Origin of the sequence: Lelliottia sp. RWM.1, assembly GCF_016859735.1 — a bacterium.
GTDB lineage: Bacteria > Pseudomonadota > Gammaproteobacteria > Enterobacterales > Enterobacteriaceae > Enterobacter.
Genome location: NZ_WLVC01000006.1, coordinates 36,508 through 50,342 on the forward strand (window position 1 = coordinate 36,508; position 13,835 = coordinate 50,342).

Annotated in this window: 11 protein-coding genes; all 11 read right to left on the reverse strand. The window is 39.8% G+C overall.

What is annotated here, in order from left to right; genetic code table 11:
- Window positions 1-12 precede the first annotated feature (12 nt).
- On the reverse strand, window positions 13-1,056 hold the full coding sequence (locus tag GF617_RS07250) for a glycosyltransferase (RefSeq protein ID WP_203451396.1): 1,044 nt from the start codon (window positions 1,054-1,056) through the stop codon (window positions 13-15).
- Window positions 1,057-1,091: 35 nt separating this feature from the next.
- Window positions 1,092-2,198: a non-hydrolyzing UDP-N-acetylglucosamine 2-epimerase gene (gene wecB, locus GF617_RS07255; RefSeq protein WP_203451459.1), complete on the reverse strand. Its 1,107-nt coding sequence runs from the start codon at window positions 2,196-2,198 to the stop codon at window positions 1,092-1,094.
- Between the two features lie 18 nt (window positions 2,199-2,216).
- Window positions 2,217-3,536 (reverse strand): glycoside hydrolase family 99-like domain-containing protein, encoded by a 1,320-nt coding sequence (locus GF617_RS07260; RefSeq protein WP_203451397.1) that lies wholly within the window; start codon window positions 3,534-3,536, stop codon window positions 2,217-2,219.
- Window positions 3,533-6,817 (reverse strand): methyltransferase, encoded by a 3,285-nt coding sequence (locus tag GF617_RS07265; protein WP_203451398.1) that lies wholly within the window; start codon window positions 6,815-6,817, stop codon window positions 3,533-3,535. The genes GF617_RS07260 and GF617_RS07265 overlap by 4 nt, the downstream gene beginning before the upstream one ends.
- 4 nt (window positions 6,818-6,821) lie before the next feature.
- Complete coding sequence (locus GF617_RS07270) at window positions 6,822-8,141, reverse strand: ABC transporter ATP-binding protein (RefSeq protein WP_203451399.1); 1,320 nt, start codon at window positions 8,139-8,141, stop codon at window positions 6,822-6,824.
- Window positions 8,131-8,946 carry an ABC transporter permease gene (locus GF617_RS07275; protein ID WP_203451400.1) on the reverse strand — a complete coding sequence of 272 codons (816 nt, stop codon included), beginning with the start codon at window positions 8,944-8,946 and terminating at the stop codon, window positions 8,131-8,133. The genes GF617_RS07270 and GF617_RS07275 overlap by 11 nt, the downstream gene beginning before the upstream one ends.
- A 2-nt stretch (window positions 8,947-8,948) precedes the next feature.
- Window positions 8,949-9,497: a dTDP-4-dehydrorhamnose 3,5-epimerase gene (rfbC, locus tag GF617_RS07280; RefSeq protein ID WP_203451401.1), complete on the reverse strand. Its 549-nt coding sequence runs from the start codon at window positions 9,495-9,497 to the stop codon at window positions 8,949-8,951.
- Window positions 9,498-9,515: 18 nt separating this feature from the next.
- Window positions 9,516-10,406 (reverse strand): dTDP-4-dehydrorhamnose reductase, encoded by an 891-nt coding sequence (gene rfbD / locus GF617_RS07285; RefSeq protein ID WP_203451402.1) that lies wholly within the window; start codon window positions 10,404-10,406, stop codon window positions 9,516-9,518.
- A gap of 43 nt (window positions 10,407-10,449) precedes the next feature.
- Complete coding sequence (gene rfbA, locus GF617_RS07290) at window positions 10,450-11,316, reverse strand: glucose-1-phosphate thymidylyltransferase RfbA (protein ID WP_203451460.1); 867 nt, start codon at window positions 11,314-11,316, stop codon at window positions 10,450-10,452.
- A 14-nt stretch (window positions 11,317-11,330) separates the two neighbouring features.
- The gene (rfbB, locus tag GF617_RS07295; protein WP_203451403.1) at window positions 11,331-12,419 is read right to left on the reverse strand and encodes a dTDP-glucose 4,6-dehydratase; all 1,089 of its coding nucleotides are present in this window, start codon (window positions 12,417-12,419) and stop codon (window positions 11,331-11,333) included.
- A gap of 399 nt (window positions 12,420-12,818) precedes the next feature.
- Window positions 12,819-13,712, reverse strand: coding sequence for a GalU regulator GalF (galF, locus tag GF617_RS07300; RefSeq protein ID WP_181620054.1), 894 nt, complete (start codon window positions 13,710-13,712; stop codon window positions 12,819-12,821).
- Between the last annotated feature and the right edge of the window lie 123 nt (window positions 13,713-13,835).

The following is a 13,835-nucleotide window of genomic DNA, read 5'->3' on the forward strand; positions in this document are numbered from 1 at the left end:
GTAGCAAATACACTATACTAATATTTTGGGGAAAAGTTCAGAAAAACGGTTCTCCCATGTAATGTTTTCAAGATTTCTCTCATCAAAGTAAAGCGTATTATCTGGCACATTAAATGGACAATCATTTCTTTGTCCATCTACTCTATTATAATGCCATAACATTTCACCAAATTGGGTTGAGAGCAATGGCATCTTTGTTGCTGAATATTCATAGAATTTTATTGGGTCAACATACTTAGTGATATCGTTAACCTGAAATGGAATTAACCCAACATCGATCCCAGATAAAACTGATGGAACTTCATCATGGGATATGGCCTTTTCAAGCACAATATTCTTAGGCAAATTAACCGGCTTTAGTGTTTTGAGTGGTCCAATCAAGCGAATTTTAGAACCAGGGTTAAGTTCTGCAAGCTCAATTACCCAACGCCAGTCAAACCAACTGGCAATAGTCCCCACATACCCAAACACAACATCCTGTCTTACATCTGATCTTTTACTATGCGAGTCAACAGCAAAATCGGATGTGCATGCATTCAGGCAGAGTTCAACATTTGCATAGTGTGCAAACTTTTCCTGCAAAGAATGGCTACTGCAAATTACCGTGTTTACCGCCAATGCAACTTTTTTCTCAATGTTTGCCATGCTAAAAGATGAGTAACCTTTGAAAAAAGCAGGATAGTTATCCATTGCATCAAACAGTATATTCTTCCAACCTGACTGCTTACATAAATCCAGAGCTAATAGACTTGGTTTCCCGACTACCAGTAACGTATTCTCGTCCTTAAAAGTATTTACTTGCTCCCTTACATTATCGAACAAACGTTTATTAATGATTTTAAATAGACAATGCAGGGGTTCAATTGGAAAGACAGATGGAACAGGTACAACAGTGAAATTCTCAAAAGTCCGTTTACTCGCAGGTTCCCTGGCATGCCGACCCGGGACAAGGTCGCCAAAATTTGGCAATCGCCCCGGGTAAGGTTCAACCCACATTATCTCTTTTATTCCAGCATGGAATGCATGCTGGATAAAAAAATGGGGTCTTTGACTCATGCTATTCCAGGGAACTGGAGATAAGTACACAAGTTTCATTCGGAAATCTGTCCAAGATAATTACGCACTATTTGAACAATTCTATCACTTGACTTACCGTCACCATAAGGTGATGCACCTTTCGCCATTTCTTGGTAAGCGGATGTATCATCGAGTAAAATTGATGCCTGCTCGACAATATCATGCATTTCCGTACCAATGAGTTTTACCACACCTTCAGTCACAGCTTCAGGTCTTTCAGTATCGCGTCGCAGCACAAGGACAGGTTTGCCAAGTGCAGGAGCCTCTTCCTGAACACCACCCGAGTCGGTCAAAATAATGAACGATTTCTTCATTGCTGAAACGAATGGACCGTAGTCGAAAGGTGCAACTAATTTAATACGCGGATGATTCTGAAGATATTCATCAGTAACTTTACGTATATTTGGATTTGGGTGAACAGGGAATACAATAAATATGTCTTCATATTTATTGACTAACTCAATAATAGCTTTACATGTATTAATAATAGGTTGGCCAAAATTCTCACGACGATGAGATGTAACCAAGACCATTCGCATTCCCTCAGGAACATCAACACCGATTGGGAAGTTTTTTTCGGCAGTTGAAAGCAATGCATCAATGACAGTATTACCAGTGACAAAAATCTTGTCATCATCGATTGCTTCACGCAGCAAATTACCACGTGATACTTCCGTAGGAGCAAAATGCAAACATGCTAAGTTGCCAGCAAGAATACGGTTTGCTTCTTCAGGATAAGGCGAGTAGAGATCGTGTGTTCTCAAACCTGCTTCAAGATGAGCAAAAGGGATTTTTTGATAAAAACATGCAAGAGCAGTAACAAAAACGGTGGTTGTATCGCCCTGAGCAATAACCAAATCAGGTTTTACATCACTTAAGGTTTTATCTATGCCAACCATCAATCTGGCAGTTAATTCAGGCAGGCTCTGACCTGGTTGCATGATATTAAGATCATAATCACTCTTAATATCGAATAAAGATAATGCTTGATCCAGGAGATCGCGATGTTGCGCTGTAGCCAATACGCAAACATCAAAGCCTGGTGATTTTTTAAAGGCATTCACAACTGGAGCCATTTTGATAGCCTCCGGTCGAGTCCCGATAACACACATTACTTTCATATCTGACATATCTAAGTCCTATTTATTATCTCGAGAAGATTCAACTGCGTCACGGGTGGCTTGTAAATAAGCGTAACCATACTCCCTGTCAGGCTCTAAATAAGCACCTTCTCCCCATTCATTCCAGGCATTGATAAAGATTAGTTTATCTTCAATATCTTTACGTTGATTAGCTTCACCGATAACATCCTGAAGCCAGGTTTTATATAATGCAGGAGATGATTTGTGGAAAATCATTCCTTTATTATCACGACGAGCAGTATTGTCCCACATTGGCATTACTGCACGATACAATGTCTCATAATTGTATTTAAAGTACTTTTTATTTACAACGATATCTTCATAATCCAAAACCAAGCCTTCAAATTTTGGCTGAACGAACTTAATAGTATGGGTAATATCATTGCAATGCCTAAATAAAGTACCTGGATGGAACTCACTTTGCGCATCAAATCCTAATGAAAGAAGATCGCGATCCCAGGTATGCTCTTTAACACCAACGATATGAATGTCGCCAATGCCAGCTTCTGCACATTTATCACGCCAGTGCTGTAGGACATTTTTGCAATCAGGAATAAAGGAAGGTCTATATACAGTCAGTAACGGTTTGCCTGCTACTTTTATGTAACGAGAGTCCTGCATATATGGGATAACACTATCAATGAATGCCTGATAACTTTCTACGCTGTCGCTTTGCTCCATAAGGATCTCGCCACATGTGCCATCAAAGCGACGTGTCCATGATTCATTTGCCCAGCATAATGCAAATGGGAAATCAATATCTGGGTTGTTCATGAACAGATCTAATGGTCTTTCAAGTAATCTTGCACCATCAAACCAATAATAATAGAAAGAAAAACCATAAACACCATAATTCTTCGCAAGTTCAACCTGGCGGAGCATATTTTCTTTTAGGCGAAGATCATAAAATCCCAATTCGCCTGGAAGTCTTGGCTGCGAATGACCAACAAATTGAGGTTTTGCACGGCAAACGTTATTCCATTCTGTTACACCTTTACCCCACCACTCATCATTTTCAGGGTTTGGATGAAACTGCGTCAGATAATAAGCAATGATTTTCGCATCACCATCTTTACGTTCATAATGGTCTCCACTCTCCGCAACATATTCAGATGAAGCAGGTTTTGCTGAACTCAGCACCTGATGAATATAATCATCCTTTGTGGTATCAATTTTGCCTGCATCAGCGATATTCGGTTGTTGCTTTGTCTTACGTATAGTTCTTTTCACGAACCCAACGATCGCTTCTTTCGTTTCATCGCTAAATGGCAATTTCCAATAAACTTTTCGTACTAACTGATATAACTTGCTATTCATTTATACTTCCCTTCGATACTTTTATTCACATTGACTCCAACCAGTTCCAGGTACTCAAGTGTTTTTGATTGCCAGGAATTACTCAGCGCCTCTGCATCTAATGTTTTAAGATAATCTTCATCACTTTTTAAACAAATAGCTGTTTTAACATTAGCAACAAATTGGTCATGATTTTCTGAATCAGCAACAAGACAACTTTTATATTTCAGGCATTCAACGAGATCAGTCGTTACCACAGGTTTACGTAATGCCATATACTCGAATAATTTAACAGGTGATACAGATTCCGTTAATTTATATTTCTTAAATGGCAAAATTCCGACATCGTAAAAATACGCATATTGAGGAAGTTCAAAGTAAGACTTGCTCCCCAGAAAATGTACGTTATCTCTCAAAGCTAGCCCACTATCTTTAAGTGAACTGTCATGCTCATATCCAATCAGCAATAACTGGAAGTCTTCAACATCAGCGATTCTATGCAATAAATCATAGTCTATCCATTTAGCTAAAGCCCCATGATAACCAATAATAGCTTTATTGTTTTCAAGTAAAGGTTTTACATCGTCTGGAGGATTAATGGAAGTAATATGCCAATGTGAGATATCAACACCATTTGTCGACAAAAGCATATTTTCAGAACGATGTCTTGCTACCTCTTCAAACAACTTTGTTGCCGTTGCGATGACAAAAACGGACTCATTTTCGAGTGTCCATTTATGTCTATTGATGATTGTTTCAGGAAAATCGCCTACTATTTCTTCAGTGATTTCATCGATATATTCATACACTACTTTGAATCCCATATTCTGGAATTCAAGGATATCATCAATTGTTGTAGCAAGATCGATAGATTGTATTCTAACAACTTTCTGAGCCAAAGTGTTCTTTTTCAGCGCAGCTTTTATTTTCTCATTAACCAAACTATCAAGTGCATCAAATACGATTACATTGCTATCTTCACGTTCATAAACAAATAATTCTTTATCTACCTGTATATGTCCGCCATATAGTGCCAACCCGCCAAGCCGTGCAGCCTGTAAAGACAAATGTTGGAATCGCTGGAAGAGTGGTGTATGCCACCCCATAGGTACATGGAAGAGGTCGATATAGTTTTTTTCATTAAGAATGAATTGCTCAAGCTCACTAATTTTTTGCTGATAAAGCTTACTTTTCTGTACTTTTTTAAAGTGATTTATAGATAAGCTTCCTGCAGTCTTAATAGCAAGCGGAATTGAGTTGATAAACCCGTGTCGCTTTACACCACTCTGAATACGTTTCGCAAGGTAATTAGCTAAATTCCTTTTGTGTCTAAGCCAATTTATTGTTTTTCCTTCACGAGGAATTATAGTAAGCGCTCTAATGACTCTCAAGGGTTTCGTCACTTTCCAGCTCAACGATGCCTTAATTAGCTGCTCATTTAATTTATAGCGTGCCAGTTCATCGCTCAGTCCAGATTTTATACGTTCAAGTTCTTCAACTTTAATATTAAATTCAGATATCTCATTATTTTGACGCTCAAGCTGCTTATTTTGCGTGATAATGAGTTCTCTGGTATTCCTAAAGCGCTCTGATTCCTGTATGTAGTTTCTGGTACGGATAATTTGCGAGGAGTACCAGTTACCAAGGTTTTCAATATCCCGTCCAGAAACTAAACTTTGGAAATTAGCTTCAAAAGAAGCATACTCTTCAAGTTTAGGAGATGTAATATTAAAACCGAGTAATTTATAGCACAGTTCAAAGAACTCTCGACGCGTTAAATCATTAACCTGATCATTGTAACCTAACCGAGTGTTGGACTGAACAGTGATTAGCAGGACTCTAAAAAGGATCCAGGACAATGGTACATTGCCTTCATAGGACCACTCCTGATCAATTAAGCTCCAGGACTCTGGATTTGATTCTGAAATAAGTATATTTTGAGGAATGCAATCAATTAGCGAACCACAGATAGTTTCGTCTAACCAATCCGGATTGTATTCGTGAGAACTATGATCTTTATAGTTATAAATAAAGGTCAAATACTTTTTCAAAATACCAATAAAATCATCAAGTGACCAGTAATCAGTGGTGATGATTTTTGATATTTTTTCATTTAAAGAAGTTCCAACAATATAATTTTCTTCTTCTTTGATGCTATTGACTAATGAGGAATTAATTTCTTTAATATTAATAGATTCAGAAAACCTACTAGTTTTAACAATTATTTTCCCCGCATCATCCGCAACGAAGCGAGTTTGTTTACAAAAATGTTTAAGACGGGAAGTACTATAGTGAAAAGCAAGATTGTTAGATTCCAAAACTGGTTTTGCATTTTCTTCTGGGCTAGCAACAATTAAAAATGAGTTAGCCAGGTCGAGACCCAAATTATTATCATGGATAACAGACCACGTTCTTTCTTGTGAGAAGAGTAAATGATTTGGTAACTGATGGTCTTTAAGAGTATTTTCTATCGCTAAGGCTGCAGCATTAAATGCTGGGTTCTGGTAAGCAGTCTCAGATATGATGGAGTTTGCAGTTTTATAATCAGGGAACGGTGCAAAAAATTGCTGCGAATTGAACTTAGCACTTTTCAGAATATTTTTTAACTTATGCTTACCAAAGGTTTCAGGATCATTTTTTGTATAACGCCCCTCAATACCATACATTACTTGCCATTTATGATCTTCTGGAGCACCTGCAAAGTATTTCAGTCCTAGCTGGTTTTCTATGGCAATAATCAATTTACCATTAGGTTTTAAATATCCATATACATCTTCAAGCATTGATTTCGTCGGAGTATCGCTTGAAGTAAAAAGATTTGCATATTCAAGAACACCTATTAGGGTGATAACATCAAATTTATGGTCGGTCTCAAAATCAGCAAATTTTTCAGCAAGTACCGTGACATTATCCAAATCACGTGTGCGAGAACGCGCTATTTTTGCACGACGTAATGATCCTTCGACAGCCAGAACATTAGCTCCGCACTCACCCAGAAAACGGGTAATAGCGCCACATCCTGCGCCTATTTCAAGAACATCAGCACCTTTTAAAATATTTTCAAATGGTCTTAGAATATTAGCTCTTTCAGAACCAAGATGATATACAGTCGGCCAATCATTACAATGATGTCTTAACTCACTAGACAAGACACTTAAATCATTGGTATTGCTAATGATTTCATAGATATTTTGTTCAATATTGTCACCATCGCTATAATTAATGCTTTTATATTCGTTATTACAATAGACGTTGATATCATCATTGAGAAAATATTTTTGAGTATTAAAAAGACTGGACATTTATTTACTCATCCCCTGAAAACTTATTCATTGTTAAATTCATATTTGACAACCCGAACATTGTTTTATCAGGTTCTACATGTACATGGATAGCATCATAACGACGGTCATGCGGTTCTACATCTTCTGAAGCCTTGCTCGCAACGCCTAATGAGATAAAGTAGTCTCCCGGTGCAAGGTTGCATGTAAAGCTCATATTAATGATCTCTACACTGTCTTTTGCTCCTGTAGACATAACATCTTCAAATTCCAGCAACTCAGAGTTAGTGCCATATACAGTGACACCTTCTTTATTCTTTACTGTGAATCCAATAATAGGACGGAAAATTTCTTCCACAAACCTGACCGACATTGAAAGATCAATTTTACTTCCTGATCTTAAGGTTGGTGGATAATTGACACCTTCAGAAGAAAGTAAGTAATCGAGGATTATTGCTTTTTGATCTCCCCATCGATAACTTAGATTATTCGAATTTGGTCGAGCTAAGAAAATATCTTCAGTTTTGCTAAGACTACAGATATCGCTCTCCGCAGAGGATTGGGACAATTCTAGCGACTGTGATTGGTTATTTGCTGGTTTGACACTACGACCAAAAAGAAGATCCAAATAATAGTTAGTTACTTTTCTCGGTTCACCAATTTCCATCACTATTCCACTATCGATCAACACCGCTTTTGAACAATGAGTGACAATTTGTTCTGTTGAGTGTGTCACAAGCAGAATACTTGTTCCATTTTGTTTGAGTTGTTTGAGTCGCTCAAAACAACGGGCCTGAAATTTAGCATCCCCAACAGCCAAAGCTTCATCTACGATGAGAATATCTGGTTCAATTTGCGCTTGTACTGCAAATGCTAAACGAACCATCATGCCGCTTGAATAGGTTTTTACTGGTTGATCGATAAATTGACCAATATCGGCAAAATCAATAATGCTATCAAATTTTTCTTCAATTTCTGCCTTACTCAAACCCAATAAGGCAGCGTTCATATAAACATTATCTCTGCCAGTAAACTCAGGATTAAAGCCTGAGCCTAGCTCCAACAAAGCCGCGATACGACCGTTGGTAGTAACCTCACCTGAAGTTGGGTTAAGTGTTCCGCATATTATCTGTAATAATGTTGACTTTCCGCTACCATTTTTCCCAACAATGCCTACGGTCTCACCTTTTTTAACTTCAAATGAAATATCTCGTAGTGCCCAGAATTCTCGATAGTATTTATGATTAGATTTAGAGAACATCTGCTTAAGCCTGTCGAACGGCTTATCATATATCTGATAGCACTTACTTATATTCTCAACTTTGATTGCGTAATCAGATGACATCTGCGAAACCTTTTCTTGTTTTCTGGAAAAAATAGAAACCGAGCCATAGCATTAATAATGATGCTATAAAACAAACTGGATAATAGACATCTATTCCATGACCAAAAAAGATAAAAGCTCTGAACGTTTCAACAAAATATGTCAAAGGATTTATAAACAAATAATGTCTATAGTTTTCTGGTAATGCTGTCACCGGATAAAACACTGGAGACATAAAGAGCAATACAGTTATTATTATATTAATAAATTGTGCTATATCACGAATAAATACGCTCAGTGCACTCAAGAGCCAACAGACGCCGGCTACAAAAAATATGAATGGAATAAGTATTACAGGAAATAACAGGAAAGTGACCGGAGGGATTCCATTCAAAACGGCATATGCAATTATCCATACCGAGAAACTGACTATAAAGTTAAATAATGCACTTCCGAGACATACAGGGACTAATATCTCTAAAGGAAATACAACTTTTTTAACATAGTTGGCATTTTGCAATATTAATGATGTTGATCTTGCTATACATTCGGAGAATAAATTAAATATAATCATCCCCGCAAACAGGACCAAAGCAAACTCGGTTTTTGAGCCGCTATCAACACCCCATTTAGCCTTAAATACAACGCTGAACACGAAAGTATAAATTGCCAGCATGACAATAGGTGTGATAATTGACCAAAGCACCCCCATATAGGAGCCATTATAACGAGACTTTATATCTCTAATAACAAGCCCTTTCAGCAAGGGATAATTAAGCCAAAAACTCTTAACCATATATTTTAGTGATGTATCATGTTTTTTCATTATCAAAAACTTTCATTTTCATTCAAAGACGAATGCATTTTATCTTTTTCAGAAAGAATAAGCTGACCATTTATTTCTGGCCAGTCTATACCAATAGCGGGATCATTCCACATGATGCCGCGATCACTTTGTGGATGATAATAATTAGTTGTTTTATAAACAAACTGTGCCCTTTCGCTTAGAGTCAAAAATCCGTGGGCAAAGCCTTCAGGAATCCACAGCTGTCTTTTATTTTCAGCGCTTAAGATAACACCAACCCATTTACCGAACGTGCTAGATGACTTTCTGATATCGACCGCAACATCAAAAACCTCACCTTCAACACAACGTACCAATTTACCCTGCGCATGAGGAGCCATTTGATAATGGAGCCCACGCAGCACCCCTTTTTGCGACTGAGAGTGGTTATCCTGAACAAATTCAACACTGCGGCCAACAGCTTCATCAAAGAGTTTTTTGTTAAAACTTTCAAAAAAGAAACCTCGAGCATCGCCAAAAACTCTAGGCTCGCAGATTAATACATCAGGAATGGCTGTTTTAATTATGTTCATACATCGCTCTTTAATATTTTACTTACCAAGAATTTCAGTCACTACACGCTCAACACCCACACTCCAGTGCGGCAACACGACGTTAAACGCATTCTGAAATTTTTCGTTTGAGAGTCTTGAGTTGTGCGGTCGCTTTGCAGGAGTGGGATAGGATGATGTTGATACACCATGCACGACTTCAACAGCTAAAGTTTCGTTGTTCTTCTTCGCAATATTAAAAACGAATTCTGCATAGTCATACCATGTTGTTTCGCCACTTGCGACAAGATGGTATGTGCCATGCACCTGGTTGTTTTGCTGTTCCACTCTAATAGCCTGAGCAGTGCAATCAGCGAGCAACTCAGCACCTGTTGGCGCACCATATTGATCATTGATAATAGACAACATTGATTTTTCTTTTGCCAGACGGAGCATTGTTTTTGCAAAATTAGCTCCCCGGGCAGCATAAACCCAACTCGTTCTAAAAATTAAATGCCGTGGGTTAAAACGGGCAATAGCTAATTCACCAGCCAGCTTTGTCTCTCCATAGACGTTTAATGGATTAGGGGCTTCATTTTCGAGCCGGTAATGCTCCCCTTCGCCATCAAAAACATAATCTGTAGAGTAATGAACTAAAAGAGCACCGATCTTAGCCGTCTCTTTAGCAATAATCTCAACACTTTCTGCGTTCAGTAAATGGGCTAATTCGTGCTCACTCTCTGCTTTATCAACGGCGGTATGTGCAGCTGCATTGACGACGATATCAGGTTTAATATCGCTTATAGTTTTGGCAATACCTGTTAAATTTGTCAGGTCACCACAAATTTCCGTGTCAAAATAATCAACGGCCGTTACTTTGCCAAGCAGTGAAAGTGAACGCTGCAATTCCCAACCAACTTGCCCATTTTTCCCAATGAGAAGAATATTCATCGATGCTCCATACAGTAGTCAGATAAGCGAGTTTAAAAAACAATTACTCATTAATTAACATGCGAAGGTAGCGGCCATATTCTGTTTTTTGCAACATTTTTGCCTGAACTTCGACCTGAGCTTTATCTAACCAACCTTTCCTGAAGGCAATTTCCTCCAGGCAAGCAACTTTCATACCCTGCCGTTTTTCTATAGTATGAATAAACTGAGATGCTTCAACGAGGCTATCGTGAGTTCCGGTATCAAGCCACGCGAAACCACGCCCCAACAATTCAACCTGTAATTCTTCTCTTTCGAGATACATTTGGTTGAGTGTAGTAATTTCTAATTCACCGCGTGGAGACGGTTTAACTTGTTTTGCCATTTCTACGACATTTTTGTCATAAAAATAGAGTCCCGTTACTGCCCAATTTGATTTTGGCTTTAAAGGTTTTTCCTCAATGGAAAGTGCCTTATAATTCTCATCAAACTCAACTACGCCGAAACGTTCTGGATCCAGAACCTGATAGCCGAATACCATTGCCCCACTTGTAAGTTTTGCAGCAGTTTCCAACTTCTTGCCAAAGCTCTGGCCAAAATAGATATTATCCCCAAGCACCAATGCACATGGTTCGTTGTTGATGAACTCTTCACCGATAATAAATGCCTGCGCCAGACCATCAGGAGAGGGCTGAACTTTATAGGTAAGCTCTATACCAAATTGTGACCCATCCCCAAGCAGACGCTGGAACGAAGACATATCTTCTGGCGTTGTGATAATTAAGATCTCGCGAATGCCAGCCAACATCAGTACAGATATTGGGTAATAAATCATAGGCTTATCGTAAACTGGTAACAGTTGCTTTGATACACCCTGAGTTATTGGATAAAGACGAGTTCCGGAACCACCTGCAAGTACAATACCTTTCATCATTATTTCCTTTCTTATTCCGCCAATCCCAGGCGCTCGCCTGCATAAGAACCATCCATTACTCGCTGCCACCATTCTTTATTATTTAGATACCAGTGGACAGTTTTACGAATACCTGACTCGAATGTTTCTTGCGGGACCCAACCCAGATCATGTTTAATTTTACTAGCATCAATCGCATAACGCAGATCGTGCCCAGGGCGATCGGTTACATAGGTAATGAGTTCGGCGTAATGATTAATACCTGCAGGTTTATCTGCGATAACCTCATCGAGAATGCCGCAAATGGTTTTCACAACATCGATGTTTTTACGCTCATTATGGCCACCAATATTGTAAGTCTCGCCAACCTCACCTTCCGTCACCACTTTATATAAAGCACGAGCATGATCTTCTACAAACAACCAGTCACGGATCTGCTCGCCATTGCCGTAAACCGGCAACGGTTTACCCGCTACTGCGTTCAGGATAATAAGTGGAATGAGTTTTTCTGGGAAATGGTACGGACCGTAATTATTGGAGCAGTTTGTCACTAGCGTTGGCAAGCCGTAGGTACGACGCCACGCACGAACTAAATGGTCACTGGACGCTTTCGAGGAAGAGTAAGGGCTGCTAGGGGAGTAGGATGTTTTTTCAGTAAACAGCGGTAATGCGCTTCCGGCAGGCAACTCATCAGGGTGTGGCAAATCGCCGTAGACCTCATCGGTCGAGATATGATGGAAACGGAAAGCCGCTTTGCGCGTCTCATCCAGTTGCGCCCAGTATTGACGAGCAGCTTCCAACAGCACATACGTTCCGATAATGTTCGTTTCGATAAATGCAGCAGGACCAGTAATGGAGCGATCGACATGGCTTTCGGCCGCCAGATGCATAACCGCATCGGGTTGATGCTCAGTGAAAATACGCGCCATGGCATTACCATCACAGATGTCTGCTCGCTCAAATGCGTAACGCGGATCATTTTCAATGTCTACCAACGATTCAAGGTTACCTGCGTAGGTCAACTTATCTACGTTCACTACAGAATCTTTAGTATTATTAATGATATAACGAACTACTGCAGATCCAATAAAACCTGCACCACCAGTGACGAGTATTTTCACAAGACTATTCCGTATTGCGTCGCAATGTTTAAATTCAACCTTCATTCCGTAGAGACGCACAGCAGCGAGCAGAAATTATAAACACGCTACCGCCCCTGGCTCTACAGCTACCAGTATACTGAAAAAAAGAACAACGTTATCTGCACCTCAGTTGAAACTGGAGTGCAATTTTATAAGGATTGGCACAAAAAGCTAATCCGATATTCTCCCCTTAAACGTCCTTGAAGACAAGGAAAAATCTTACTGCCAATTAAGGAGTTAGAAGAGAGAACTACTAATTTTAACTATTGATTTTAATATAAAAAAAAGGTAGCGAGAATAAATGACTAAGCTCTGAACAGCCCAGAATCACTCTCAACTACCTTCTTACTGCCACGATTAAACGGCCTTTTCGATGTCTTACTCTGTAAGCATTTTCTCAATGCTTTTACGGAACTTAGCCCCTTCTTTCAGGTTACGCAGTCCGTAGTTTACAAACGCCTGCATGTACCCCATTTTTTTGCCGCAATCGTAACTGTCGCCAGTCATCAGCATCGCATCAACGGACTGTTTCTTCGCAAGCTCAGCGATTGCGTCAGTTAACTGGACACGATCCCAAGCGCCGGGTTCCGTTTTTTCCAGTTCTGCCCAGATGTCAGCGTTGAGGACATAACGCCCTACAGCCATCAAATCAGAGTCCAGCGTCTGCGGCTGATCTGGTTTTTCGATAAATTCAACGATACGGCTCACCTGGCCTTCTGAGTCCAGAGGTTCTTTTGTCTGAATAACAGAGTACTCGGACAGATCGCCATTCATGCGTTTTGCCAGCACCTGGCTACGGCCAGTTTCATTGAAACGGGCCACCATTGCGGCAAGGTTGTAGCGCAGCGGGTCGGCAGATGCATTGTCCAGGATAATATCCGGCAAGACGACAATGAACGGATTATCACCGACAATCGGACGGGCACACAAAATGGAATGACCCAGACCCAGAGGCTGGGCCTGGCGGACATTCATTATGGTCACCCCTGGTGGGCAGATAGACTGCACTTCGGCCAGGAGCTGACGTTTGACACGTTGCTCAAGCAACGCTTCGAGTTCGTAAGAGGTGTCGAAGTGGTTTTCAACCGCATTCTTTGATGAATGGGTGACCAGAACGATTTCTTTGATCCCTGCAGCAACAATCTCGTCAACGATGTATTGGATCATTGGCTTGTCGACGATCGGCAGCATCTCTTTAGGAATCGCTTTGGTGGCTGGCAGCATATGCATGCCAAGACCTGCTACCGGAATGACTGCTTTCAAATTAATCATTATTTCTTCCACCTTAAAATGGTTGACGAATTATAGCCCTTTAGCCTGTTTTCGCCAGCAAGATTTGCTGTAATTCTCGGGCAGATGTTACCCCTCAGCCCCATAAAATGCAGTAGTTGTAAT

Excerpts from the sequence above, each read along its gene's own strand:
- rfbA (WP_203451460.1), bottom strand. The coding sequence starts at position 11,316 with ATGAAAGGTATTGTACTTGCAGGTGGTTCCGGAACTCGTCTTTATCCA.
- galF (WP_181620054.1), bottom strand. The coding sequence starts at position 13,712 with ATGATTAATTTGAAAGCAGTCATTCCGGTAGCAGGTCTTGGCATGCAT.
- GF617_RS07250 (WP_203451396.1), bottom strand. The coding sequence starts at position 1,056 with ATGAGTCAAAGACCCCATTTTTTTATCCAGCATGCATTCCATGCTGGA.
- rfbC (WP_203451401.1), bottom strand. The coding sequence starts at position 9,497 with ATGAACATAATTAAAACAGCCATTCCTGATGTATTAATCTGCGAGCCT.
- GF617_RS07260 (WP_203451397.1), bottom strand. The coding sequence starts at position 3,536 with ATGAATAGCAAGTTATATCAGTTAGTACGAAAAGTTTATTGGAAATTG.
- wecB (WP_203451459.1), bottom strand. The coding sequence starts at position 2,198 with ATGAAAGTAATGTGTGTTATCGGGACTCGACCGGAGGCTATCAAAATG.
- GF617_RS07275 (WP_203451400.1), bottom strand. The coding sequence starts at position 8,946 with ATGAAAAAACATGATACATCACTAAAATATATGGTTAAGAGTTTTTGG.
- GF617_RS07270 (WP_203451399.1), bottom strand. The coding sequence starts at position 8,141 with ATGTCATCTGATTACGCAATCAAAGTTGAGAATATAAGTAAGTGCTAT.
- rfbD (WP_203451402.1), bottom strand. The coding sequence starts at position 10,406 with ATGAATATTCTTCTCATTGGGAAAAATGGGCAAGTTGGTTGGGAATTG.
- GF617_RS07265 (WP_203451398.1), bottom strand. The coding sequence starts at position 6,817 with ATGTCCAGTCTTTTTAATACTCAAAAATATTTTCTCAATGATGATATC.